Genomic DNA, 23,420 nt, shown 5'->3' with positions numbered 1-23,420 from the left:
CTGTGGCGAGGGGGCTCGCGCTTTAGTGAACAGAACTGTCCTATCAAACGGCCTTGTCTGCCAAGTCCCCACGAACCTTCATCGCCGAAGATTGCCCCGCTCCAAACACCAACCCCGAAGCAAACACCACCCCAAGAATCACCCCACCCGCCCCCAGCAACTGCCACACATTTGGCAGCACACCGAGTATCGAGGACACCAACATGGTGAAGACAGGCGCCAGGTTGAAGAAGATCGACGTGCGCGCCGCACCGATCGCATGAATGCCCCTGAACCACAGCAAGTACGCAATCAACGAACCGCAGACCGCCAGATAAGCAACAGCGCCATGTACCGACAGCGAAGCCGTGCTGATTGAGGCCATCGGATCCTCATAGATGAAGCCCAGCACGACCAAGCCAATGACCCCGAACAGCATCGAAAACGTGGTGGTTTCCAGCGGAGTCGAGTCTTTGACGAAGCGTCGTGTGCCGACCATGTTGGCCGCCCAGGCGATGCTGCCGGCCAGGATGATCGCGTCACCGGTCGCCACTTTCAGGCCGAGCAGCACCTGGATATCCCCGCGCGTAATCACCAGACCCACGCCCAGCAAACCCAAGACAAGCCCGATGGCGCGGCCGCGATCGATGCGTTCGCCTTCCAGCAGCACAGCAAAGATCATGGTCCACAACGGCGTGGTCGCCAGGATCAGCGCGCCGTTGATGGGCGTGGTGGTTTGCAGGCCGAAGAAGGTTGCGAGGTTGAACGCGGTAAAGCCCAGCAGGCCCAGACCGATAAAGGCCGGTAGATTTTGCTTCAGCGTGCTGAGGCGCAACTTGCCCGCCAAGCCGAAAATCAGCACGAGCAACAGAGTGGAAATGGCAAAGCGCTCAATGGATGCGCTGATCGGTGCCATGCTCTTGATGATGTAGGCACCGGCGTTGAAGTTGGTGCCCCAGAAAAACGTAGCACCGACGATGCCGGCATACGCGAGAGGCGTTGATTTGGACATGGCTGTTTCCTCGTCAAGTCGTGCGATGAACACACCGCAAACTGCGGAATGCTTCAGACCTGCTTGTCAGGTGTTGAAGGATTCTTGCAGGCTTGGTAGCGGTGCAGAATTCCCTATTTATTCACCCTTCATGTGAGAAAACGCCCATGTTCGATTGGGAGGATTTGCGCTACTTCATCGTCTTCGCCCACGAGCAGTCGCTGTCCGCGGCGGCGCGCAAACTCAAGGTCGACCACGCCACCGTGGCGCGGCGCATCAGCGCACTGGAGAGTTCGCTGAACCTAAAATTGGTGGACCGCCGCCCTCGTTCCTATGTCATCACCGAGGACGGCGAACGCATTGCGCAGCTGGGACGGCGCATGGAAAGCGAGTCTTTCGCGGTGCAGCGCACGGCGTTGGCCGGGCAGGAAAGCTTTGCCGGCGAAGTCACCGTCAGTGCCCCGCCCGCCCTCGCCTGCGCGTTGATCGCGCCGCGAATAAACGCGTTGCGCACCCAACATCCACAGCTGTCGTTGCAGTTGATCGGCAGTCTGGACAGCGCGTCGTTGTCACGACGCGAAGCCGATATTGCCTTGCGCCTGAGCCGGCCCAAGGAACCGGACCTGGTGGCACGCAAGGTCGCGACGGTGCAGTTCCACCTGTATGGCTCGGCGGATTATCTGGCCAAGACAGCCCCGGAAGATCTGGCCTTCATTGCTTACGACGAGTCCATGGAGCAAACCCCGCAACAGGTCTGGCTCAAGCAACAAGCGGGGGATCGCCCGATCCTGCTGCGCAGCAATGATCTGAACATCCAGGCAACCATTGCCCAGGCCGGCGCCGGCGTTGCGGCATTGCCATACTTCCTGGGCGAGCACTACGGCTTGCAAGCGATGGAGACCGTGGGCGCGGGGCTGGCGCGTGAAGTCTGGCTGGTGGTGCACAGCGATATCCGGCACACCCCGTCGGTGCAGGCGGTGATGGGTTTTCTGGCGTCGTGCTTCGAAAACTGAGTCAGTGCGCCAAACACTGCTTTACTGATTCAGATCCTGAACCAACGGGAAGCGCCCCCATGGACCGTCTCACCGCCAAAGACTTCGCCCCGGAATTGCTTGAGCTCTACGACTACTACGCGCACGGCAAGATCAACCGGCGCGAGTTTCTTGATCGGGCGGCGCTGTTCACGTTGGGCGGTCTGACGGCCAGCGCCCTCCTCGCCGCCCTGAGCCCGAACTACGCGCTCGCCGAGCAGGTTGAATTCACCGACCCGGACATCCTCGCCGAGTACATGTCCTATCCATCGCCCAAGGGCCACGGCAATGTCCGCGGCTATCTGGTGCGCCCGACCAAAGCCACCGGCAAGGTGCCGGCGGTGGTGGTGGTGCATGAAAACCGTGGGCTCAATCCTTACATCGAGGACGTCGCCCGACGCGTTGCCAAGGCAGGGTTCATCGCCCTCGCCCCCGATGGCCTGAGTTCGGTGGGCGGCTATCCGGGCAACGATGAAAAAGGCAAGGAGTTACAAGCGGCTGTCGACCCGGAAAAACTGATGAATGACTTTTTCGCAGCGATTGAATGGCTGATGAAAAACGACAAGACCACCGGGAAAGTCGGCATCACCGGGTTCTGCTATGGCGGCGGCGTTTCCAATGCGGCGGCGGTGGCGTATCCGGAACTGGCGGCGGCCGTGCCCTTTTATGGCCGTCAGCCAAAGGCTGAGGATGTGCCGAAAATCAAGGCACCGTTGCTGCTGCATTACGGTGAACTGGACAAGGGCATCAATGAAGGCTGGCCGGCGTATGAGAAAGCGCTGAAGGCGTCGGGCAAGACGTACGAGGCCTACATTTATGCGGGCTGCAATCACGGTTTTCATAACGACTCCACGCCTCGCTACGACGAAGCCGCGGCGAAACTCGCGTGGGACAGGACAGTGGCCTGGTTCAACAAATACCTGATTTAAGTTCGAAAGATCGCAGCCTCGTTCCACTCGACAGCTGCTACACCGGTTGCTTGTAGCAGCTGTCGAGTGAAACGAGGCGGCGATCTTTGGGGTTGTTTGCAGGTGTGGGCGACCCAGCTATCAATTGCTTCGATCTTTTAAATCATGAAGCCGAATTTTTTATTTTTCAGCGGCGAGTTCAGGATGGCGCCACCTCTGATAATTCGGGCGAAAGCTTCATGAACATCAATTTTGCGTTTGCGTGCTTGATCGTGGTGTCGTTTGCGATTGCGCTGGGGCATGGCTGATCGCTCAGGCGTGCGCTTGCACCACTTCGATTCCCAGCTTGCGATAGTCGTCGATGTCGCCCGACGCCACGTGACGCTCGGTAATCAGGGTGTGCAAACGTGAGCACGGCACGACGATGTACGGTTCCACCGCCCCCAGTTTGTCGGCCGTGGTGACGGCGATCACTTGAGAGGCACTGTCGAACAGCGCCTGCTTCACGGGCACCTCATCAAAATGCAGCGAGCTGATGCCGACCTCCGGATGAATCGCACACACCCCGGTAAACAGCACGTCAGCCTTGATGCCCTGCAACAAACGCACGGTCTCGTGACCGCTGACCGACATCGTCGCCAGGTTAAGTTGCCCACCCGCCAGAATCACCTTGATGCCTGGGTATTCCGCGAGGGTAATCGCGGTCAACGGCGATGTGGTGATGGCCGTGATGGAAATAGTCGAAGGCAAGGACCGGGCGATCTGCAGCGTGGTGCTTCCCGAATCGAACATCACGATCTGACCGTCCCGGACGTGTCGCGCGGCGAGCTGTGCGAGGTGCACTTTCACCTCATCGGTTTCACCCACCCGAGTGAGGAAATCCTTGCCCGTGTCCTTGGGACGAGGCAGCGCCCCACCGTGCACGCGTTGCACCAGACCGGCGCTGTGCAGCTCCGACAGGTCGCGGCGAATGGTGTCTTCTGAAACGGCGAAATGCTGGCTCAATTCCGAGGCCATGACCTTGCCGTCGCGCTCAAGAATCAGAAGGATTTTTTGCCGGCGCACGGAAGGAAGCTCATTTGCCAAATGCTGATCTTGCATGTTTGCGCCTGATTTTGCGTGTTTGTGCGAGATTAGCCAAAGCGCTGCGCAAACACAATCGCGGTTTTGTTTTCTGGCAAACTCCCCGGCGCGTCCATCGAGAGCATTCACCCCATGCATTTCGCCCTTGTCTCAAACGGTTCACTCCTCACGCTTGAACAGCCCGACATAACCGTGCCGTGGTGGAGTTTCACCAAGACGGTGCTCGCCGCCGCGGCGTTGTCGTTGGTGCGTGATGGATTGATCGGTCTGGACGATGTTGTGCCTGAAGGTCCTTTCACGTTGCGTCAACTGCTGCGGCATGAGGCGGGGTTGGCGGATTATGGTGAACTCGCTGACTACCACGCCGCTGTTTCTCGCCATGAGGCATCTTGGCCAGCCGCTGAAATGCTGCAGCGGCTGGATGCCGCCCGGTTGCGCTATGCACCGGGAGACGGCTGGCGATATTCGAACGTGGGCTATCTGTACATCGCCAGACTCATTGAGCGAGTGACCGGTGTCGCGCTTGAGGATGCACTGACGCAACGCGTGTTGTCCCCTCTCGGGTTATCGCGGGTGCGCCTGGCCACGAAGCGCGACGATCTGGATGGCGTGAAGATGGGAGCGGCCGCGAGTTACGATCCGGGTTGGGTCTATCACGGTTTGCTGGTCGGTTCGCTTGCTGACGCGGCCCTGTGCCTGGACCGGTTGTTGGGTGGAGATCTGTTGCCGCAAGCATTGCTGCGGGAGATGCAAACCGTACGCACGCTGGGCGGACCGATGGCTGGACGTCCCTGGGTTGCTCCGGGTTACGGCCTTGGTTTGATGCAGGGCACTGTGGAGGGTGGGCTCACCTTGAGCGGTCACACGGGAGCTGGACCAGGCAGCGTCATTGCGGTCTACCGCTGCGTCGATGGCGGCCGTTCGGCGAGTTGCGCGATTTTTGATGAAAGCGGCAACGAAGGGGCTGTGGAGGCCGAGGTCGTGCGCCACCTGATAAACGCGGCACTTGAATAAATCCGAGAATCATCTGACCGCCCTCCGCCTCAAGGGGGGCGGCAATACCTCAATGCAGGGGAGCACACAAAACCTGTGGCGAGGGGGCTTGCCCCCGTTGGGTCGCGCAGCGGCCCCAAAACCTGCCACCGCATTTATTCAGATAAACCGCGTGCGCAGGATTTGCGACTGCTGCGCAGCCGAACGGGGGTAAACCCCCTCGCCACAGGATTGTGCGCAGTCAGACCTCGATGTGGAAAATTCACAAATTTGGCGGATTAACGGATCACGTTGAATGTGCATCAGTAACTGGCGACCTGCGCCCCACTACCAGAGGTCACCAGCGCCTTCAACGACGCATCAAACTGCTTCAACGCATTCACCTGCACCACGTTTTGCTGGTCTATCTGCGCGGCAATCTCCGGGGCGGCTTTGCCTTGCACCCAGACCGAAGGCATCTGCTGTTCACGTGAGCCCTCGGCCTTGCCGATGTATTGCAGGTTCGAGTCGTAGAACTTAGCCAGGAAACGCGCTTCGACCTGGTTGTTGCGCTTGGACACCAGACGGCTGTAAGTGTCGAGCATCACCACCACATCGGGATGGGCTTGCACCACGGCGTCGAGGTTGTCGTAGACGGTCACCGAAGCGAATTGTTTCTGCAGCGAGCCCATCAGCCAGTTGATCGCCCGTTTCGGATCGGAGCTGTTGACGAAGGCGTTGCTGATGCGCGAATCCAGCGCAGGGTTCTTCGCACCGTTCAGCGCGACAGAATGGTACTGCTCAAGGTATTCGAGGGTATTCAGGGTGTTTTCGCTGTAGAGCACGCCCACCGATTGAGTGTGCTGCAAGCTGGCGGGGCTGTCGGCCATCGGCAGGAAATGGCAGGACGGGTCAGCCGCGTAGGCCGGTGCGGTGGCGGCAACACTGCCGGTCAAAACGGCGGCCAGGGCCAACATGGTAGAGATTCTCATCGCGCAGGTTCCTTCAGAGGCGACTTTGGTATGACGCTATCCTCCTCTCATGACAGAAAAACGGAACTTGCCTTCCTTGATGGTGATTATTGATTAAACGAATGGTTGCGAAGTGAGCCCTGCGGCCTGATCCAGCGGTTGAAAGTGATGGCGAGTGGATATCTGCGCGAAGCCGATTATGCTTCAGGAAACCTTGCAGCGATGCGAGGCAGTCAACCTGTGTGCATGCTTCGCGAAATCCGTAATCCGACGATAACAGCCCAAGGGCCTGGGTGCGGCAAAGAGGTATTAGGTACTCCGGCCTATAACAAGAACGACGGAGAAGACTCATGGCCGCAATCGACAACACTTCCACGGGCAGCGCGCCCCACCACGGCATCACCAAGGAGGAGCGCAAGGTCATCTTCGCCTCGTCCCTGGGCACCGTATTCGAGTGGTACGACTTTTACCTTTACGGCTCCCTGGCCGCGATCATCGCCAAGCACTTCTTCGCAGGCGTCAACGAGACAACGTCCTTCATCTTCGCGCTGCTCGCGTTCGCCGCGGGCTTCGCGGTGCGTCCCTTCGGCGCGATCGTGTTCGGTCGACTGGGCGACATGATCGGGCGCAAGCACACCTTCCTCATCACCATTGTGATCATGGGTATCTCCACCGCCATCGTGGGCTTTCTGCCCGGCTACGCGACCATAGGCGTGGCGGCGCCGATCATCCTGATCACCTTGCGCCTGTTGCAAGGCCTGGCGCTGGGTGGCGAGTACGGCGGCGCGGCGACCTACGTCGCCGAGCATGCGCCGAAAGGCAAACGCGGTTATTTCACCTCGTGGATTCAAACCACCGCGACCCTGGGCCTGTTCCTTTCCCTACTGGTGATCCTTGCTTGCCGGACGATCCTCGGCAACGAAGCCTTCGAGGCCTGGGGCTGGCGGATTCCGTTCCTGCTGTCGATCCTGCTGCTGATTGTCTCGGTGTACATCCGCTTGCAACTGAGCGAGTCGCCGGTGTTCGTGAAAATGAAGGCTGAGGGCAAGTCCTCGAAGGCGCCGCTGACCGAATCCTTCGCCCGCTGGGACAACTTGAAAATCGTCATCATGGCTCTGCTCGGCGGTACGGCTGGCCAGGCAGTTGTCTGGTACACCGGGCAGTTCTATGCGCTGTTCTTCCTCCTGCAAACGCTGAAGATCGACCCACAGACCGCGAACCTGCTGATTGCCGGCTCGCTGCTGATCGGCACGCCGTTCTTCGTCATCTTCGGCAGCCTGTCCGATCGCATTGGCCGCAAGGGCATCATCATGGCCGGCTGCATCATCGCGGCGCTGACCTACTTCCCGATCTTCCATGCGTTGACCCAATACGGAAACCCCGACGTGTTCGTCGCGCAGGAGAAGAACCCGGTCACGGTGATCGCCGATCCCGACCAGTGCTCGTTCCAGTTCGACCCGGTGGGCAAGGCCAAATTCACCAGCTCCTGCGACCTCGCCAAAACGGTACTGGCGAAACGGGCCATCCCATACAAGAACGAGAAAGCCGAACCGGGCACCGTCGCGCAAGTACGCATCGGCGACAAGGTGATCCAGAGCTTTGAGGGCACCGGCATGCCGGCGACCGACTTCAAAGCCAAGAACGACGCCTTCACCGCCGCCCTCGGCACCTCGCTCAAAGAGGCCGGCTACCCCGAGAAAGCCGACCCGGCCAAGACCAATTACCCAATGGTCCTGCTGCTCCTGACCATCCTCGTGATCTACGTGACCATGGTCTACGGCCCGATCGCCGCCTGGCTGGTGGAACTGTTCCCGGCGCGCATCCGCTACACCTCGATGTCGCTGCCCTATCACATCGGCAACGGCTGGTTCGGCGGCTTCCTGCCGACAGTGGCGTTCGCCATGGTCGCGGCCACGGGTGATATCTACTACGGCCTCTGGTACCCGATCGTCATCGCCTTGATGACGGCCGTTCTGGGCATATGCTTCATGCCGGAAACCAAGGACCGGGAGATTCATCACACCTGAGCCTGGCACCTGCCCTCTCGTGCGAGCGAGAGGGCAGTCCTTCTGCGGGATCACAAAACGAATTGAACCCCACGCCTCTTCACGTATTCGAAACCCTATAAGCGCCGATCTTTGATCTTGAGCAGCGCCATTGGAGAGGTAATCCCGATGAACCGTAGACTGCTGTTTCTGCTCGCCAGCCTGAGCCCCACGCTGGTATTCGCTGAAGGCTGTGACGTCCTGACCCGATCCCAAAGCCCTTCCGTTCCGGTGGTCGAGTCCCATAGCTGTTATGAGTACAAAGGCATGCCGGTGAACGCCATCGATTGGTCATGCAGCAACGAGAGCAAGGAAATGCTCAGCAGCACCAAGAAAAAAGTCGAACAGTGTGACGACCATTACCAGGCCACCTGCATCGCGACCTTGACCCAGGAATCCCTGGCCAACCCTCACTCCACCAGCAAGGACAAGAACAGCAAGTCGCTGAATATTCCCGACAACGCCCAAGTCACTACGTATTACTACGGCGCGGAACACTTGAACCAATCGAAGATCGATTGCGAATCGGGCGGTGGGCACTGGAAAGCGAAGTGATGTCGCCGGCTGATACGTCGCCGTTACATTGCGCTTTTCGCTGTATCCGCGTTGTTACCTTACCGACCGAGTTGTCACTTCTGCGGTGCCCGGCAGGCCAATAGAGTATTGGCTTCGGTGTGTTGGCAGGATCGAGAAAACCTCTCGCCCCTGCTGTCCGCCGATCCCCCCATCACGGAAGAGGTGACACCATGAGTTTCGTAACCGTTGAAAAAAACCAGAGCAGCGCCCCGTCGGAAGCCGATATGAAAAAGGCCATGACCGACTCTGGCGGCAAACCCGGGGAAGTCACCGGGAGCAACGCGGCCCGGAAGCTGACTTACACCGGCACGGTCAATCACACCGTGTATGAGAACAAGCTGATCGAGATTGCCAAGGGCAAACGAACCAGCTGGAACTTCGTCTGGGCGGACGCGAAGGTGAGTAGCCCGGCGGCATGACGCCACGGTGGGGCGGCCGCACGGCCGCCCCGCTGTTTCAATCACAGATCCCCTTGATACAACCTGGTTACGCAAGCTGTTACCTCGCCGGTTCAAACACCCTCCCCCCTGTAACGCCAAGACACTTCGCCGCCCTGAATCCTGCGCCTACTGTGAAGCCGTCAATGTGTTTAGAGGGTGCTGCCCGATCACTTGTCGGATTCGCTGCCCGCTGCCCATTGATTGCCCAACACAACCAAGGAAGAGGGAAACCATGAGCAAGTCAACCGCAGTAAGCAATCGTAGCCAACAACTTCAAAATGACGTGCAAGAGGCCGTCCAGGCGATTCTTGGAGCCACCACGGCCTTGAGCCCTGCCGACTATGGCAAGGTGTTGAGGTCGACTCTGGCAGCTACTCAAAAAGTGGTCACGATCGAGATCGCCGACGCTGATCTGAAAATGCTCAAGCAGTCTAAATACAAGCTGTGCTTTGCCAAAAAGGTGGGTACCGAAGATTACAACGTGGTCTGGCAGTCCTATGACGCATACCTGAGCAACAACGACTTCAGCTGGACGCCTCAGTATCAGTTGTTTGCCTCCAACGTGTTCAAGGACAACGTAACAGTCAAAGCCTCAACCAAACCCGTCGACATTGGCCTTGGGCAAACCGCGATACTCGATTCCAGTGGTGTGATGGGCCCTGCGGTGACAGGCGGCCCTGCCACCTCCTTCACAATGGTGAACAACTACGCGCCCATTCACCCAGGAGTTAATCAGTTGTCTACGGGCATCGATGGCACTCAGATCAGTACACCCATCTACGTAGCCGTCAACCAGGTCGTCACCGGCAACACCGTTTTGACCCCCGTCGAGACCATTCTCGTGTGGTTCGAACAGAATATGCAGACCAGCACCATGTTCAGCACCTCACGCTCCAAGTCCATCGAAATCGACCTTACCTTCGCTAATGATGCAGCCCGCCTCTACGAAGGCGGCGAATGGAAAACGATATAGCCGTCGCATCGAGGGGCAACCTCGCGGTTGCCCCTTCTACTCAGGAAACGTCACCACCGCCCCTGGCGAAATAGCCCGTCAATGATCGACAAATAGATTCCGCCAGATCTTCCTGGGTCGCGATGCCGTAAGGTCGATTGCGATCGAACTGCTCGGACCAGCGGATGCGCCCCTGAGCGACATCAATCAGGCGCACCGACGTCCGGACACGGCTCGGCTCCACCCTCACGCTGCCTTCAAGGGAATAGTTACCGCGCCCGGCTCGCATAACGTCCAGTGCCTTAATGCTGCTTCGCGGCACCTTCATCAACACATGGTTACCATGGCTTTGCGTCTGCTCGAACGACTCGAACAGCCGGCAGCTCAGCTCTTCGCACAAGCCCCGGGTGAAGTCATCGCCGTCGCGGGTGATGCAGGTAAATGGCTGGATCTGCAGGACAGGATGGCGAGTCGAGGTGCTTTTGGGCCTGAGCCGCTGGTAAGCCAGTCGATAACAACCGGCCGGTATGCTCAAACGAACCGGGTCTTGCTGCCCCAGGGTGGCGTAATGGGTCGCGAGCTTGCGCCGCAACCGGCCCACCTGGACGCGCACCACCGGGTCATCGCCCGTGCAGTAAACCGCCGGGTCACGGCGAAACACCGCAATGCCGATGGCATGTTCAGTGAGCGGAATGTTGGAAAATTGAAGATCGTGATCGACCAGGAACCGCAACAAACTGCCCATGCGCCTGGACTTGGCAAACACCGGACTGGCCAGCAACAACGCCAGCACCCGTTCCATCTCTTCACGATCGAGTGGCTCGGGAATACCCTCGGCACTCGAATGGCCTACGTGCTTGATCACCATTGCCTGCCTCCGTGCAGGTTACCGACAATCGTTCGCCACCCCTGTCAGAAGTGGATATTGATACTGAAGTCGTACTCCATGGCCACGCGCAACGCCCGATTCCGAGAAGGCTCGGACGCTGCAACGTCGAAGCTTAGCAGCCGTAACGCAATGGCGAGGAGATTGTGGTGATCAGCGCATTCCCGGCGGCATTCAGCAGCAACGCGTGGTGCATTGCTTGCCGCCGTAACGGGCTTCCTGACGCTCACGAAGAAACGCCGAATAGCTCATCACCGGCTGTTCCGGGTGTTTGAGCGCCATCTGGGCGACGTAGTTGTCGTAATCGGGGACGCCGACCATCAAACGTGCGCTCTGGCGGAGGACGCGGGCGGCTTGTTGCAGTTTACGGAACATGGCAACGCTCTCATTGTGATGGGGGGACGTGCCCATGAAAGCGCACTTATGTATCTGGAATGTGTCCGCGCGACAATGTGTCCAATACCAGCGATCAACCGCAACGCATAACCTGTAGCAGCTGGCGAAGCCTGCGTTCGGCTGCGCAGCAGTCGTAAAATCAGGCGATGCGGTGTGTCAGGCATTCCGTGCATTCTGGGTTTACGACTGCTGCGCAGCCGAACGCAGGCTTCGCCAGCTGCTACAGGGGATCGCGGTATGGTCGGTCGCTTTTCTGCTGATCTGTAGTTTTCTGCAGTTACTGCACCTGTACCCAACCCGCCCCTCGTCCAACAATGCGCGACGTACGGCCACAGTTTGTTAATATCCACGCGTTTTTTTCGTCTGACTCTTCAGGCGCTGTAGATTTCCCGTCGCAACACAGGAATGTTTTTCCATGAGTACGTTGTTTACCCGTCGCACGGTCCTGCGCGGTATGGGCTTGTTGGGTCTTGGCCTGCTCGCCGGCTGCGATGACAGCCCCAAGCTGTCGTTCAAATATGGCAAAGACCTCAGCGACAAGATCATGGGACGTACCTTCAAGCTCAAAGACGCCCAGGGCGAAACGAAGATGCTCACCAGCTATCGTGGCCTGATGCCGATGGTGTTCTTCGGTTTCACCCAGTGCCCGGCGGTCTGCCCCACGACCCTGGCCCGTGCGGCGCAAGCCAAAAAACTGATGGGCCGCGATGGCGAGAAGTTGCAGGTGATCTTCATCACCCTCGACCCCGAACGCGACACCCCGCAAATGCTCGACGCCTACGTCAAATCGTTCGACCCGAGTTTCGAGGCGCTGCACGGCACACTGGAAGAAACCGCCGCCACCGCCAAAGAGTTCGGCGTGTTCTTCGAAAAGATTCCCAGCGGTTCGACCTACACCCTCTCCCACACCGCGACCAGCTACGTCTTCGACTCCCGGGGCAACCTGCGCCTGGGGCTGTCCGCGTCCCTTACGGCTAAAGAGTGCGCAGAAGACCTGCTCACCGTCATGGAAGTCTGCTAATGAATTCGCTCCACGCAAACACTGCTTTCTCGCGACGCGTCCAGCAACTGGTCCTGGGCTGCGCCCTGATCGGCATGGCCTGGCAGGTCTCGGCGCAAACCCGAGTGGACGACGCCTGGGTCCGCGCAACCGTGGCCGGCCAGCCATCGACCGGCGCGTTCATGACCCTGAAAGCCGACAGCGACAGCAAACTGCTGAGCGTGCAATCGTCTGTCGCTAAAATCGTGCAAATTCACCAATCAAGCATGAAAGACGATGTGATGAGCATGAGTCAGGTCGAGTCCGTCGAGTTGCCGGCCGGCAAGCCGGTGAGTTTTGATCCCCACGGTTACCACGTGATGCTGATGGATCTGACGGCGCAAGTTAAGGAAGGCGATAAAGTCCCGCTGATCCTGACCGTGGAAAACGCCAAGGGCGAGAAGGAGACGATTAAGGTAGACGCTGAGGCTCGGGCACTGGGCATGGTTGATCACAGCAAGATGCATTAACGCTGTTCACCCAAGCAATGCCACCCATATTTGTGGCCTGGCGGAGCTTTTGTGGCGAGGGTTACTTGTGGCGAGGGGATTTATCCCCGTTCGGCTGCGCAGCAGTCGTAAATCCGGACAACTCGGTTTGTCTGAATGGACGCTGGGGGCCGCTTCGCAGCCCAACGGGGATAAATCCCCTCGCCACAGATAAATCCCCTCGCCACAAAAGCCCTCTCGCCACAGGATTTAGGCTCGGCTGATCCTATTTAACGAGTCGCTTCTCCTTGGATGGCCGGTAGCCGAAATACGAGCTGTAGCACTTGCTGAAATGGCTCGGCGACACAAAGCCACACGCTACCAGCACGTCCACTTGGGACAGCTCCGTATGCTGGAGCAACCGCCGCGCTTCGGTAATCCGCAGCTCCATGTAATAGCGCTGCGGCGTGGTGCCCAGTTGCTCCTTGAACAAGCGCTCGAGTTGTCGCCGTGAGCGGCCGGCGTAAACCGCCAGTTGCTCCAACTCCAACGGCTCTTCAAGGTTGGCGTCCATCAGCTTCACCACCTCGCGCAACGGCGCGCTCACACACACATTTTCCGTCGGCTTGATGCGCCGGTAGCGAGATTCCTCGAACGCCAGGATATCCTCGATCCCCTCGACCAGCGCTTTGCCATACAGCCCCTTGATCCAGTCCAGCGCCATATGGAAGGCCCCGGAAGGACTGGACGCCGTCAGCCGGTCCCGATCAATGATGTAAGGCTCGCTGCTGACCTGCGTGGCCTTGCAGAAATCCGCCAGCGCCGGGCGATGTTCCGGGTGAATCGCGCAACGGTAACCGTCGAGCAAACCGGCCTTCCCCAAAAACCATGCACCGTTCCACAAACCGGCCAGGCTGATGCCCTGGTCCGATGCCGTGCGCAACAGGCTGATCAAGCCTTCGCTGGCCTTGAGTTCTGTCCTGTAGCCGCCGCAAATCACCAGCAGGTCCAACTCTTTGACCGCCGAACAATCGATACGGGCATCGGGCCGAATGACCAGGCCCAGATCGCTGACGACCTCTCCTTCATTCAAGCCAAACGTGCGCGAAGAAAACGAATCGGGCCGCAGCAGATTGGCGGTGACAACCGTGTCCAGCGCCTGGGTGAACGCAGGCAGCGAGAAATGTTCGAGCAGCAGGAATCCCGCGCGGACCGTTTGCTGGATCCCATCCGGGTGCTCATTCAGGTAGCGAAGGTTTTTGCCCTTCATGCCTCCGCTAAATTGGCGTCGTTCGATCAATGCTCGCCCCACTCCATTACGTTACCGAACAGGTTGTCTGGTGCTTTGATAAAGCGCCATCTTACCCCGCAACGCCACTACGGCGTACGCTCGATAGAGCGCAAGCAAACCCGCTGCCTCAGTTATTTATACTCAAATGCCAGCTTAATAATATTTTACCGATACCAGGGTCATCCCTAGTCTTGAGCCCAAGAAATGGCAGGTCGTTCGCGACCTCACTCCAACTTCGAAGGGTATTGAGATGACCACTGAAAAAATAAAAACAGATACGCTGATTGTTGGCGCCGGTCAGGCTGGCGTGGCCATGAGTGAACACCTGAGCAAACTTGGCGTGCCGCACCTGGTGCTGGAGCGCAGCCGCATTGCCGAGCGCTGGCGCACCGGGCGCTGGGATTCGCTGGTGGCGAATGGTCCGGCGTGGCATGACCGCTTTCCGGGCCTTGATTTTGACGACCTCAGCCCCGACGAATTTGCCCCGAAAGAACGCGTCGCCGATTACTTCGAAGCCTACGCCAGGAAATTCAACGCGCCGATCCGTACCGGCGTCGACGTGCTCAAAGTCGAGCGCAATGTCGGTCGCCCGGGCTTCACCATTGAAACCTCCGAAGGCGTGATTGAAGCCAACCGCGTAGTCGCGGCCACCGGGCCTTTCCAGCGGCCGGTCATTCCACCGATTGCGCCCAAAGATCAGCCTTTCATGCAGATCCACTCCGCCGACTACCGCAACCCGGCGCAACTGCCTGAAGGCGCGGTGCTGGTGGTCGGCGCGGGTTCGTCCGGCGTGCAGATTGCCGATGAATTGCAGCGCGCCGGCAAGAAGGTCTACCTCTCGGTCGGCGCTCACGACCGCCCTCCTCGCGCTTATCGCAACCGTGATTTCTGCTGGTGGCTCGGGGTGCTGGGCGAGTGGGATCAAGCGGCGATGAAACCGGGCCGGGAACACGTGACCATCGCGGTCAGCGGCGCCCATGGCGGCCGCACCGTGGACTTCCGTGGATTGGCTCATCGCGGCATGACGCTGGTCGGTCTGACTCAATCGTTCAACGGTGGCGTGGCGACGTTCCAGCCGAACCTGGCCGACAACCTGGCCCGTGGCGATGAGAACTACCTGGCGCTGCTGAATGCCGCCGACGCCTATATCGAACGCAACGGTCTGGACTTGCCGGAAGAACCTGAAGCCCGCCACGTGTTCCCGGATCCCGAATGCGTGACCCATCCGATTCTTGAACTCGACCTGACCATGGCCGGCGTCACCTCGATCATCTGGGCCACCGGTTTTGCCACCGATTACAGCTGGCTCAAGGTCGATGCCTTCGACGACAACGGCAAACCGCAGCATCAGCGCGGTGTGTCGAGCGAGGCTGGTGTGTATTTCCTCGGCCTGCCGTGGCAGTCGCGGCGCGGGTCTTCGTTCATCTGGGGTGTCTGGCACGACGCCAAGTACGTGGCGGATCACATCGCCATCCAGCGCTCTTATCTCGACTACCACGATGCGGCGCAACGCGAGACTGAACAGGCCCCGGTCGCCCATAAAACCACAGTCAGTGCCTAAGCCTTTTTCTGTCAGGAGCTAAACATGTCCACGCCAACCCATACCCGAATTCGCATGTTCAACACCAAGGAAACTTACCCGAATCAGAGCCTGGACAACGATCTTTGCCAGGCCGTCCGGGCCGGCAACACCGTTTATGTTCGCGGCCAGGTCGGGACTGATTTTGAGGGCCGACTGGTCGGTCTCGGTGATCCGCGCGCGCAAACCGAGCAGGCCATGCGCAACGTCAAGCAGTTGCTGGAAGAGGCTGGCAGCGACCTCAGCCACATCGTGAAAACCACGACTTATCTGATTGATCCGCGGTATCGCGAGCCGGTTTATCAGGAAGTCGGCAAGTGGCTGAAAGGTGTGTTTCCGATTTCGACCGGACTGGTGGTGTCGGCGCTGGGGCAACCGCAGTGGTTGATGGAGATTGATGTGATTGCGGTGATTCCTGAGTAAGGAAGTAGACCGAGTCGCGGCCATCGCAGGCAAGCCAGCTCCCACAGGTTAGTCGTCGTGCACAAAACTGCGACCACTGAAGATCTCTGTGGGAGCGGGCTTGCCCGCGATGGCGCCTGACCTGACAACCACTTTGCAAAGGCCACCCAAGGAGCAAAACCCATGACCTTCTCCATCGCCGCCCGTTGCCCCGAAACCGGTCAGTTCGGCATTGCGATCAGTTCCTCCAGCATCGCCGTCGGCGCCCGCTGCCCGTGGCTGCTGCCGGGTGTCGGCGCCGTCTCGACGCAAAACATCACCCTGCCGTCGTTAGGCCCGGAAGTCCTCGCCCTCATGGAGCAAGGCCTCGCCCCCGCCGAGGCGCTGGACAAGGTGTTGACCCGCAACGGCTACAGCCAATACCGCCAGATCACCGCCATCGACCACCTCGGCCAGACCGCCCACTTCAGCGGCGCACAAACCCTCGGCAAGCACAATGCCGTCTCCGGTGAGCAATGCGTCGCCGCCGGCAACATGCTTGCCGACCGCGCGGTGATCGAAGCCATGGTCGAAGCGTTCGAACACGGCGAAGGCCAACTCGCCGACCGCTTGCTCGCTGCGATGAAAGCGGCCATTGTCGCCGGTGGCGAAGCCGGGCCGGTGCATTCGGCGGCGATGGTGGTGGTCGGCGAACTGACCTGGCCGATCATCAACCTGCGGGTGGATTGGGCCGATGAAAACCCGATCGGCCAGCTGGAAAAACTCTGGGACGCTTATCGTCCACAAGTTCAGGACTACATCGACCGCGCCCTCGCCCCCGACAAATCCCCAGGCTACGGCGTTGCCGGAGACGACCGATGAGCGCAAGCCGCGATTTGCTGAAAACCCTGGTGGCGTTCGACACCACCAGCCGCGAATCGAATCTGCACCTTATCGAGTTTGTTCGGGACTACCTCGCGGGTTTCGATGTGCCGTGCGAACTGATCTACAACGAGCAACGCAGCAAGGCCAATCTGTTCGCGACGATTGGCCCGGCGGATCGGCCGGGTATCGTGCTGTCAGGGCACACCGACGTGGTGCCCGTCGATGGCCAGCCGTGGAGCGTTGCGCCGTTTGAACTCACCGAGCGCGACGGCAAGTTATTCGGTCGCGGGACGGCGGACATGAAAGGCTATATCGCTTGCGTGTTGGCATTGGTGCCGTCGTTGATGAACGCCCGGCTGCGGCTGCCGGTGCACATTGCGCTGTCCTACGATGAAGAAGTCGGCTGCCTCGGCGTGCGTTCGCTGCTGGCAGAGTTGGAGCAGCGCCCGGTCAAACCGATGCTCTGCATCATTGGTGAGCCCACCGAACTGAAACCGGTTCTCGGGCACAAAGGCAAACTGGCGATGCGCTGTGATATTCACGGTGAAGCGTGCCATTCGGCGTACGCGCCGCTTGGGGTCAACGCCATTGAATACGCCGCCGAACTGATCGGTGAACTGGGGCGGATCGGCAACCGACTCAAAGCACCCGAGCTCCACGACGCGCGGTTTGATCCGCCGTTCAGCACCGTGCAAACCGGGGTGATTTCCGGTGGCAAAGCATTGAACATCGTCCCCGCCGATTGCCGCTTCGACTTCGAAATTCGCGCGCTGCCTTCGCATGATCCAGGTGAGGTTGCGCAGGCGTTGAAGGTCTACGCCGAGCAGCAGGTTTTACCGCGTATGCGTGCGGTGAGTGAACAGAGTGAGATTCGATTCAGCCAGTTGTCGGCGTATCCCGGCTTGGCCACCGATGCGCACAGCGAAGCGGCCGAGTTGATCGCCATGTTCTGCGACTCCCGGGAGTTCGGCACCGTGGCTTTCGGCACCGAAGGCGGCCTGTTCGATGCCGCCGGAATCCCCACCGTCGTCTGCGGCCCCGGCAGCATGGACCAGGGCCACAAACCCGACGAATTCGTCAGCCTCGAACAACTCACTGCCTGCGACACCATGCTGCAACGGATGCTGACCTCCATCGCCGACTGACACGCAACCTGTAGGAGCGAGGCTTGCCCGCGAAAGCGGTGTGTCAGTCAACCACGATGTTGAATCGTTCGGCCGCCTTCGCGGGCAAGCCTCGCTCCTACACGGTCCGTGGTGTTTTAACGATCCGGCAGGCCTGAAATCACGAAGCATTGAACACCCAAAAACCCCTGTGGGAGCTAGCCTGCTAGCGATAGCGATCTGTCAGCCAAATCAATTTTGACTGTCAAACCGCTATCGCCAGCAGGCTAGCTCCCACAGGTTTTTCGGCGACCCGGCGGCATACATTTTTTAACGTCTATACCCACAATCTTACTAATTTATCTATCCGCCCCCACCGCACATCATCCACTCCAACAAGAAAAGCGTCGCCCCCGTGCAGCGCTCACCGAAGTACGTCCACGTACTCAAATTGCCTTGGAGTCCGTCATGGTTACCACAGCAGCAACCTCCGCCCCGCTCATTGAGAAACACACCATCGGCTACGTGCCGCCCGAAGATCGCCACGGCAAAACCCGCGACCTGTTCACCCTCTGGTTCGGTGGCAACATCGCCCCGTTGCCCATCGTCACCGGCGCCCTCGGCGTGCAGATGTTCCACCTCAACCTGGTGTGGGGCATCGTCGCCATCCTCGTCGGCCACCTCGTCGGCGGCGTGCTGATGGCGTTGCACTCGGCGCAAGGCCCGCAGATGGGCATCCCGCAAATGATCCAGAGCCGCGCCCAGTTCGGCTCCCTCGGCGCGCTGCTGGTGGTGCTGATCGCCGGCATCATGTACATCGGCTTCTTCGCCTCCAACATCGTCCTCGCCGGCAAGTCCCTGCACGGCGTGGTCGACAGCGTCCCGGTGCCAGTCGGCATCGTCATCGGCGCCCTCGGTTCGGGCATCATTGGCATCATCGGCTACCGCTTCATCCATGTGCTCAACCGCATCGGCACTTGGGTGCTCGGCGCCGGCATCGTGCTCGGCTTCGGCTACATCTTCACCCACGTACAAACCGCCGACTTCCTCACCCGCGGCAGCTTCAACATCTCCGGCTGGCTCGCCACCGTCTCCCTCGCCGCGCTCTGGCAGATCGCCTTCGCGCCGTACGTCTCCGACTATTCGCGCTACCTGCCGGACAACGTGCCCGTCGCCGCCACGTTCTGGACCACTTATCTGGGCACCGTGCTCGGCTCCAGCCTCTCGTTCATCTTCGGCGCCGTCGCCGTGCTCGCCACGCCCGTCGGCATGGACACCATGGACGCCGTCAAACTCGCCACCGGCTCCATCGGCCCGCTGATGCTCGTGCTGTTCCTGCTTAGCGTCATCAGCCACAACGCCCTCAACCTCTACGGCGCCGTGCTGTCGCTGATCACCCTGGTGCAAACCTTCGCCTACCGCTGGATCCCCACCGCGAAAAGCCGTGCCGTCCTCTCCCTCATCATCCTTGCCGCCTGCTGCTTCGCCGCCGTCGGCGCGTCCGCCAATTTCATCGGCCACTTCGTCGACATGGTGCTGGTGCTGCTCGTGGTGCTGGTGCCGTGGACCGCGATCAACCTGATCGACTTCTACGCGATTCACAAAGGTCAGTACGACATCAAATCGATCTTCCAGGTCGATGGCGGGATCTACGGCCGCTACAACCCGCAGGCGTTGCTGGCGTATGCGATCGGGATCGCGGTGCAGATTCCGTTCATGAATACGCCGCTGTACGTCGGCCCGATCTCCGAACACATCAACGGCGCTGACCTGTCCTGGCTAGTCGGTTTGCTCATCACCTCCCCGCTCTACTATTGGCTGGCCAACCGCGACACCGCCTACAAACGCCGCCTCTCAACCGGAAAACTGGCCAACTCGATCTAACTAACCCCCCAATCCCCTGTGGGAGCGAGCCTGCTCGCGATGAGGCCCTGACAGCCAATACTGTTTTGCCTGCCAGACCACCCTCGCGAGCAATCCCACTTACGTCTCCCCAAAATTAAATGAACCCTGCCCAGCACACCCCACCTAACGGAAAGACTATCTGGAGGGTGACTAATGCAAATCGAAACAATCTGGATCGTACTCACAGCCGTTCTTTTGCTGGTCGAGCTATGGGCCATTAACCGAGTGCGCAAAGCCCAAGGCAAATCGAGCAACAAACTCTTGTGGATCGTGGTGATCGTGTTTGTGCCGCTGATCGGGCTGGTGGCGTGGGCGTTGGCGGGACCGAAACACACTGAGCACAATCCGCATTCACCGCAGGCTAGACAATGAGGTTGGATGGTCCGCGATAACGATTTGGAAACTGCACAATTCAAAACAACAAAGCCCCGATGATTTGGGGCTTTGTTGTTTCTGGCTATCCGATCAGCGTATGAGCCGCCGACAGCCATAATCTTTTGATTTTGCCTTCCGAAAATCGTGTAGGAAACCACCCGCCGTGGCGAGGGAGCTTGCTCCCGCTGGGCGGCGAAGCCGCCCCAAACCCCGCCCAACTTTTAAACGTGTCCACATCCTGTAGCAGCTGGCGAAGCCTGCGTTCGGCTGCGCAGCAGCCGCAATCCCGGCGCGCACGGTTCACCTGGCACTAAACACCTCTGGATTCACGTCAGTTACTCAGCCAAACGCAGTCTCCACCATCACCTACAAAATCCGGATTTCGGTCCTACAACCCCGTTTGCAGACGCCAAAATCGCCGCCTATATTCGACCCGTCGCTGACCAAAGTTAGCGATAGGGTTTCGCAGCCCAAAAAAGAGATGGCCTTAACCGTCGAATGAAAATTCTGGCAAAATTCGCCCGCGTTTCATTTCATGGCGGTTGTGCGTGGGAGACTTTCGAGTCTGCCGGGTTTAGGTCATCTCGGTCTGCGAACCCGCGTACAGCTGCCACCCACTTGTTTCGCAGCAAAAAGGTGGAGCCTCTATTTACTCTCGTAGAGAACTACCCAATGACCACGAACAACACGCCCCGCCGCTTCACCCCAATGTCCCAACTCGCCACCGACTACCCCGTCCTGCTCATCGACTACGACGCGCCACTGCGCGAACTCCACAACTGCCTCAGCGAACGTCTCAACGCCGTCCTCAAATACCTCAACCTCATGGCCTGCACCAGCCTCCCCGACTACGCCAAACACGACATCAACACCGTCACCAACATCGCCCGGATCATGGTCCAGGATGTGAGCGATGTGTTTCGGGTGATTGAGCAGCGTGGGTTTGATGTACCAAAGAGTCAGTGAGCTTTTGCGCTAAAAAAAAACCGCGTACTGCGGTTTTTTTAGTGCTTCTTTGAACGCCAACAATCGCCCGTCGTGCCGGTTTAGCCGCTCGAGCCGACCTGAATGTGTGGCCATGATCATGCGCATCGGGGTTAATCGACTTTGGTCTGCGTCTCTTCCACTCCCTTAAAGTTAATGGCACTCTGCCACACCATGGACAAACAGGCGCTGCACAAGCGTGTAGATCTGCTCAACATTTGCGACACCCACCAAAACAGGAAAGGACACCTCAATGAAAAAGTGGCTTCTTGCGTTCATTTTCTTCAACTCTGCCGTGTGCTCCGCCGCGACAATCCTCAACCCAATGGATTTTGACGGTTCCGAGGCTCAGAAAAAGCAAGTGATCGACTCCATCACCGCAACGGTGAAAAAAGACTACTGCGAGAAAATCGACATGTGCCAGGAGACCACCTTGCGCATGATGGAGAAGCAGAATCTCGACGCCTTCAAAGAAGCGACCAAAGCCACAGACCGTAAGATCATGAATGCTGTGATCCATGACTACTGCGAAAAAATCGACATGTGCAACTACGGCACGATCTGGATGATGTACAAGCAAAATTTAAAGGCAAGCAATAAATCACTAGCATGGTAGCCCACTCACTTTGTCCAGAGACGGCAACTCTGCTGCGCTCTGATTTCTTCAAAAGTAGAGACGCGTAGTAATACACCCTATGCAGTCTGAGCACAGGCTTTAGTTATTCAGGGATAACGCATGAAGAGAATAAACGTCGCCAACGTAGAAGAAGCCGTGGCGCTTGCGAATCAATTCAAACAGGAGGGTAAATACAACTGGTTCCGAGGCCAATTGCGCGAGTGGACACCGCAGTCTTCGCTTGAGCGCCGGTTGAATGAAAACCCGAACGCCAAGCCTCTGCTTGGGGCACAGCTAGACAGGTTTTTCGATTGGGCCAGAGATCAACCTCAGCTCGCGTATCTGGCGGAACCCGAGAATATAGATGCGCTTTTCGCTGTGCTCCAACATTACGGTTTTCCGACGGCCTATATCGATTTCACCACCGAGCCCGCAATCGCTGGTTTCTTCGCCTCCGATACCGCGCAACCTCCTGAAGCGCCTGGCAACTGCGTCATCTATTGTCTAGACACAACTGAGCTTGTCGATTTCTACAGCAAATTGAACCAGAGCATTGATCCTCGTTCTTTGCTTGTCGAACCAGTGGAGGTGGACGTACCCAATCTGTGGCGTCTGCAGTCACAACGTGGCCGTTTCTTGTTCGCGGACCACCCGTGGTATTTACACTACGCCATGGATCGCATCGTTTTTCCCTGGAGTGGTGCTCCCGCATTCCCCACCCGCGAACAGATCTATCCCGCCGGGAAAAGTTTTCTTGAGCAGTTGCTGGACCAGTATTTCTTCAATGAGAGAAAGCTTGAAAACCAAGCGTTCTTGAGAACGTTGGCCAACTTCACACATATTGATGTGGATGAGTTCTCAATGGACCAACAGGATTATTTCATCTCGCCTCCAAAGCCAATTGAGCACTGGAGCAGCGATGTACTGAGTGATTGGTCGCGAGCCCCCATTGAACACTTCGATTCAACCGTCGGCCGGCGAATGCCGATACCCTTACGCGTTGGAGACGCAGCGCCCGACTCTGCCTATCAGGTTCAGCAATCAATAAAGAACGCGCTTGAATGGTATCCGGGGCTGAGGGCCGAGGCGGTCGAGTGGCACTTTACAGGCTTACCCGACAATATCGATGAAAAGCACTTCGTCGCGTCGACTCGCGCTGCGTGGAACGGCATGCGCAACCTTCCCTACACGAACGAGGATATTGCCGCTGCGATGTCTGCTCTGGTAACCCTTTGTCGTCTATCGGACTGTTACGCGTTCGATGGCGCAAAGATAGACCAAGCATTTTCCAGTTGGATTTCCGATGCGATACGCGTTGAGTTTGGTAATCCGAACGGTGCGTACTCCCAAGCCTATTGTTCCAATGCTAACTTGCTTGACGCGCTGGACGCTGGCTGGAGGAAGAACTTGCATAACCCGCAGCTTGTTTCCATCATCACGGCATTCTGTTACATGCACGATCCGCGCCTCATGTTCGACTTCAAACGATTGTCCTGGATTTTTGCTCGAGAAGTGATCCCGTCACAACTGGCCATGAAGCGACCCATCGTGCTCTTTAATCCCGCTGAATTGGACAGCTTTGGCCTTTCTTAGATAAGGGTACT

25 protein-coding genes are annotated in these 23,420 nt (G+C 58.6%); 19 read left to right on the top strand and 6 right to left on the bottom strand.

Going from position 1 to position 23,420, the window contains the following annotated elements; all coding sequences use genetic code 11:
- Positions 1 to 43: 43 nt before the first annotated feature.
- The gene (locus tag ACA060_RS11360) at positions 44 to 991 is read right to left on the bottom strand and encodes a DMT family transporter (RefSeq protein WP_497317276.1); all 948 of its coding nucleotides are present in this window, start codon (positions 989 to 991) and stop codon (positions 44 to 46) included.
- 146 nt (positions 992 to 1,137) lie between these two features.
- On the opposite strand from ACA060_RS11360, the gene ACA060_RS11355 reads away from it, so the two are divergent.
- The 3 genes from ACA060_RS11355 (at position 1,138) to ACA060_RS11345 (ending at position 3,217) form a co-directional block, all read left to right on the top strand.
- Positions 1,138 to 1,983 (top strand): LysR family transcriptional regulator, encoded by an 846-nt coding sequence (locus ACA060_RS11355; protein ID WP_497317274.1) that lies wholly within the window; start codon positions 1,138 to 1,140, stop codon positions 1,981 to 1,983.
- 59 nt (positions 1,984 to 2,042) lie between these two features.
- The gene (gene yghX / locus ACA060_RS11350) at positions 2,043 to 2,930 is read left to right on the top strand and encodes a YghX family hydrolase (RefSeq protein WP_218277782.1); all 888 of its coding nucleotides are present in this window, start codon (positions 2,043 to 2,045) and stop codon (positions 2,928 to 2,930) included.
- 86 nt (positions 2,931 to 3,016) lie between these two features.
- Positions 3,017 to 3,217: a hypothetical protein gene (locus tag ACA060_RS11345; protein ID WP_162556148.1), complete on the top strand. Its 201-nt coding sequence runs from the start codon at positions 3,017 to 3,019 to the stop codon at positions 3,215 to 3,217.
- Between the two features lie 4 nt (positions 3,218 to 3,221).
- Here ACA060_RS11345 and ACA060_RS11340 read toward each other — a convergent pair whose 3' ends face one another.
- Entirely contained in the window at positions 3,222 to 4,010 is a 789-nt protein-coding gene (locus ACA060_RS11340) for a DeoR/GlpR family DNA-binding transcription regulator (protein WP_109629742.1), read from the bottom strand.
- Positions 4,011 to 4,124: 114 nt separating this feature from the next.
- On the opposite strand from ACA060_RS11340, the gene ACA060_RS11335 reads away from it, so the two are divergent.
- On the top strand, positions 4,125 to 5,006 hold the full coding sequence (locus ACA060_RS11335; protein ID WP_497317271.1) for a serine hydrolase domain-containing protein: 882 nt from the start codon (positions 4,125 to 4,127) through the stop codon (positions 5,004 to 5,006).
- Between the two features lie 281 nt (positions 5,007 to 5,287).
- Here the strand turns inward: ACA060_RS11335 and ACA060_RS11330 are convergent, their stop codons facing one another.
- Positions 5,288 to 5,956 carry an ATPase gene (locus ACA060_RS11330; protein WP_497317269.1) on the bottom strand — a complete coding sequence of 223 codons (669 nt, stop codon included), beginning with the start codon at positions 5,954 to 5,956 and terminating at the stop codon, positions 5,288 to 5,290.
- Positions 5,957 to 6,285: 329 nt separating this feature from the next.
- Here ACA060_RS11330 and ACA060_RS11325 point away from each other — a divergent pair, with 329 nt between their 5' ends.
- The 4 genes from ACA060_RS11325 (at position 6,286) to ACA060_RS11310 (ending at position 9,969) form a co-directional block, all read left to right on the top strand.
- Entirely contained in the window at positions 6,286 to 7,962 is a 1,677-nt protein-coding gene (locus tag ACA060_RS11325) for an MFS transporter (protein WP_497317267.1), read from the top strand.
- 147 nt (positions 7,963 to 8,109) lie between these two features.
- Complete coding sequence (locus tag ACA060_RS11320; RefSeq protein WP_497317265.1) at positions 8,110 to 8,535, top strand: hypothetical protein; 426 nt, start codon at positions 8,110 to 8,112, stop codon at positions 8,533 to 8,535.
- 191 nt (positions 8,536 to 8,726) lie between these two features.
- On the top strand, positions 8,727 to 8,975 hold the full coding sequence (locus ACA060_RS11315; protein WP_497317263.1) for a hypothetical protein: 249 nt from the start codon (positions 8,727 to 8,729) through the stop codon (positions 8,973 to 8,975).
- A 253-nt stretch (positions 8,976 to 9,228) separates the two neighbouring features.
- The gene (locus ACA060_RS11310; RefSeq protein ID WP_109629724.1) at positions 9,229 to 9,969 is read left to right on the top strand and encodes a hypothetical protein; all 741 of its coding nucleotides are present in this window, start codon (positions 9,229 to 9,231) and stop codon (positions 9,967 to 9,969) included.
- A 40-nt stretch (positions 9,970 to 10,009) separates the two neighbouring features.
- Here ACA060_RS11310 and ACA060_RS11305 read toward each other — a convergent pair whose 3' ends face one another.
- Positions 10,010 to 10,816 (bottom strand): hypothetical protein, encoded by an 807-nt coding sequence (locus ACA060_RS11305; RefSeq protein WP_497317261.1) that lies wholly within the window; start codon positions 10,814 to 10,816, stop codon positions 10,010 to 10,012.
- A gap of 192 nt (positions 10,817 to 11,008) precedes the next feature.
- Positions 11,009 to 11,209, bottom strand: coding sequence for a YbdD/YjiX family protein (locus ACA060_RS11300; protein ID WP_497317259.1), 201 nt, complete (start codon positions 11,207 to 11,209; stop codon positions 11,009 to 11,011).
- A 436-nt stretch (positions 11,210 to 11,645) separates the two neighbouring features.
- On the opposite strand from ACA060_RS11300, the gene ACA060_RS11295 reads away from it, so the two are divergent.
- Both ACA060_RS11295 and ACA060_RS11290 read left to right on the top strand, forming a co-directional pair.
- A complete protein-coding gene (locus ACA060_RS11295) occupies positions 11,646 to 12,251 on the top strand; it encodes an SCO family protein (protein ID WP_109629716.1) in 606 nt (201 codons plus the stop codon).
- A complete protein-coding gene (locus ACA060_RS11290; RefSeq protein WP_497317257.1) occupies positions 12,251 to 12,739 on the top strand; it encodes a copper chaperone PCu(A)C in 489 nt (162 codons plus the stop codon). The genes ACA060_RS11295 and ACA060_RS11290 overlap by 1 nt, the downstream gene beginning before the upstream one ends.
- Before the next feature lie 244 nt (positions 12,740 to 12,983).
- Here ACA060_RS11290 and ACA060_RS11285 read toward each other — a convergent pair whose 3' ends face one another.
- The gene (locus tag ACA060_RS11285; protein ID WP_497317255.1) at positions 12,984 to 13,967 is read right to left on the bottom strand and encodes a GlxA family transcriptional regulator; all 984 of its coding nucleotides are present in this window, start codon (positions 13,965 to 13,967) and stop codon (positions 12,984 to 12,986) included.
- 271 nt (positions 13,968 to 14,238) lie between these two features.
- Between ACA060_RS11285 and ACA060_RS11280 the strand changes: the two genes are divergently transcribed.
- The 9 genes from ACA060_RS11280 (at position 14,239) to ACA060_RS11240 (ending at position 23,409) form a co-directional block, all read left to right on the top strand.
- Positions 14,239 to 15,549 carry a flavin-containing monooxygenase gene (locus ACA060_RS11280; protein ID WP_497317253.1) on the top strand — a complete coding sequence of 437 codons (1,311 nt, stop codon included), beginning with the start codon at positions 14,239 to 14,241 and terminating at the stop codon, positions 15,547 to 15,549.
- Between the two features lie 24 nt (positions 15,550 to 15,573).
- Positions 15,574 to 15,990 carry a RidA family protein gene (locus ACA060_RS11275; RefSeq protein WP_008038953.1) on the top strand — a complete coding sequence of 139 codons (417 nt, stop codon included), beginning with the start codon at positions 15,574 to 15,576 and terminating at the stop codon, positions 15,988 to 15,990.
- 162 nt (positions 15,991 to 16,152) lie between these two features.
- A complete protein-coding gene (locus ACA060_RS11270; RefSeq protein WP_497317250.1) occupies positions 16,153 to 16,830 on the top strand; it encodes a DUF1028 domain-containing protein in 678 nt (225 codons plus the stop codon).
- Positions 16,827 to 17,978, top strand: a complete 1,152-nt coding sequence (argE, locus tag ACA060_RS11265) for an acetylornithine deacetylase (RefSeq protein ID WP_497317248.1) — start codon at positions 16,827 to 16,829, stop codon at positions 17,976 to 17,978. The genes ACA060_RS11270 and argE overlap by 4 nt, the downstream gene beginning before the upstream one ends.
- Positions 17,979 to 18,404: 426 nt before the next feature.
- Positions 18,405 to 19,820 (top strand): purine-cytosine permease family protein, encoded by a 1,416-nt coding sequence (locus ACA060_RS11260; protein WP_497317246.1) that lies wholly within the window; start codon positions 18,405 to 18,407, stop codon positions 19,818 to 19,820.
- Positions 19,821 to 19,994: 174 nt separating this feature from the next.
- Positions 19,995 to 20,213 (top strand): PLD nuclease N-terminal domain-containing protein, encoded by a 219-nt coding sequence (locus ACA060_RS11255; RefSeq protein ID WP_109629695.1) that lies wholly within the window; start codon positions 19,995 to 19,997, stop codon positions 20,211 to 20,213.
- A gap of 675 nt (positions 20,214 to 20,888) precedes the next feature.
- Positions 20,889 to 21,182 carry a fructose-bisphosphate aldolase gene (locus tag ACA060_RS11250; protein WP_497317243.1) on the top strand — a complete coding sequence of 98 codons (294 nt, stop codon included), beginning with the start codon at positions 20,889 to 20,891 and terminating at the stop codon, positions 21,180 to 21,182.
- Positions 21,183 to 21,453: 271 nt separating this feature from the next.
- Entirely contained in the window at positions 21,454 to 21,816 is a 363-nt protein-coding gene (locus tag ACA060_RS11245; protein WP_497317241.1) for a hypothetical protein, read from the top strand.
- A 120-nt stretch (positions 21,817 to 21,936) separates the two neighbouring features.
- A complete protein-coding gene (locus tag ACA060_RS11240) occupies positions 21,937 to 23,409 on the top strand; it encodes an FRG domain-containing protein (protein ID WP_497317239.1) in 1,473 nt (490 codons plus the stop codon).
- The last annotated feature ends 11 nt before the right edge of the window (positions 23,410 to 23,420 follow it).

Source organism: Pseudomonas sp. LBUM1671 (genome assembly GCF_059695685.1).
The sequence above is the reverse complement of the archived record's forward strand: the minus strand, read 5'-3'. Positions and strand labels throughout refer to the sequence as shown.

Coding starts and splice junctions, on each gene's coding strand:
- ACA060_RS11320 (WP_497317265.1), top strand. CDS start 8,110: ATGAACCGTAGACTGCTGTTTCTGCTCGCCAGCCTGAGCCCCACGCTG.
- ACA060_RS11300 (WP_497317259.1), bottom strand. CDS start 11,209: ATGTTCCGTAAACTGCAACAAGCCGCCCGCGTCCTCCGCCAGAGCGCA.
- argE (WP_497317248.1), top strand. CDS start 16,827: ATGAGCGCAAGCCGCGATTTGCTGAAAACCCTGGTGGCGTTCGACACC.
- ACA060_RS11360 (WP_497317276.1), bottom strand. CDS start 991: ATGTCCAAATCAACGCCTCTCGCGTATGCCGGCATCGTCGGTGCTACG.
- ACA060_RS11325 (WP_497317267.1), top strand. CDS start 6,286: ATGGCCGCAATCGACAACACTTCCACGGGCAGCGCGCCCCACCACGGC.
- ACA060_RS11240 (WP_497317239.1), top strand. CDS start 21,937: ATGAAGAGAATAAACGTCGCCAACGTAGAAGAAGCCGTGGCGCTTGCG.
- ACA060_RS11270 (WP_497317250.1), top strand. CDS start 16,153: ATGACCTTCTCCATCGCCGCCCGTTGCCCCGAAACCGGTCAGTTCGGC.
- ACA060_RS11290 (WP_497317257.1), top strand. CDS start 12,251: ATGAATTCGCTCCACGCAAACACTGCTTTCTCGCGACGCGTCCAGCAA.
- ACA060_RS11355 (WP_497317274.1), top strand. CDS start 1,138: ATGTTCGATTGGGAGGATTTGCGCTACTTCATCGTCTTCGCCCACGAG.
- ACA060_RS11315 (WP_497317263.1), top strand. CDS start 8,727: ATGAGTTTCGTAACCGTTGAAAAAAACCAGAGCAGCGCCCCGTCGGAA.
- ACA060_RS11330 (WP_497317269.1), bottom strand. CDS start 5,956: ATGAGAATCTCTACCATGTTGGCCCTGGCCGCCGTTTTGACCGGCAGT.
- ACA060_RS11275 (WP_008038953.1), top strand. CDS start 15,574: ATGTCCACGCCAACCCATACCCGAATTCGCATGTTCAACACCAAGGAA.
- ACA060_RS11285 (WP_497317255.1), bottom strand. CDS start 13,967: ATGAAGGGCAAAAACCTTCGCTACCTGAATGAGCACCCGGATGGGATC.
- ACA060_RS11280 (WP_497317253.1), top strand. CDS start 14,239: ATGACCACTGAAAAAATAAAAACAGATACGCTGATTGTTGGCGCCGGT.
- ACA060_RS11310 (WP_109629724.1), top strand. CDS start 9,229: ATGAGCAAGTCAACCGCAGTAAGCAATCGTAGCCAACAACTTCAAAAT.
- yghX (WP_218277782.1), top strand. CDS start 2,043: ATGGACCGTCTCACCGCCAAAGACTTCGCCCCGGAATTGCTTGAGCTC.
- ACA060_RS11260 (WP_497317246.1), top strand. CDS start 18,405: ATGGTTACCACAGCAGCAACCTCCGCCCCGCTCATTGAGAAACACACC.
- ACA060_RS11245 (WP_497317241.1), top strand. CDS start 21,454: ATGAAAAAGTGGCTTCTTGCGTTCATTTTCTTCAACTCTGCCGTGTGC.
- ACA060_RS11305 (WP_497317261.1), bottom strand. CDS start 10,816: ATGGTGATCAAGCACGTAGGCCATTCGAGTGCCGAGGGTATTCCCGAG.
- ACA060_RS11250 (WP_497317243.1), top strand. CDS start 20,889: ATGACCACGAACAACACGCCCCGCCGCTTCACCCCAATGTCCCAACTC.
- ACA060_RS11340 (WP_109629742.1), bottom strand. CDS start 4,010: ATGCAAGATCAGCATTTGGCAAATGAGCTTCCTTCCGTGCGCCGGCAA.
- ACA060_RS11255 (WP_109629695.1), top strand. CDS start 19,995: ATGCAAATCGAAACAATCTGGATCGTACTCACAGCCGTTCTTTTGCTG.
- ACA060_RS11335 (WP_497317271.1), top strand. CDS start 4,125: ATGCATTTCGCCCTTGTCTCAAACGGTTCACTCCTCACGCTTGAACAG.
- ACA060_RS11295 (WP_109629716.1), top strand. CDS start 11,646: ATGAGTACGTTGTTTACCCGTCGCACGGTCCTGCGCGGTATGGGCTTG.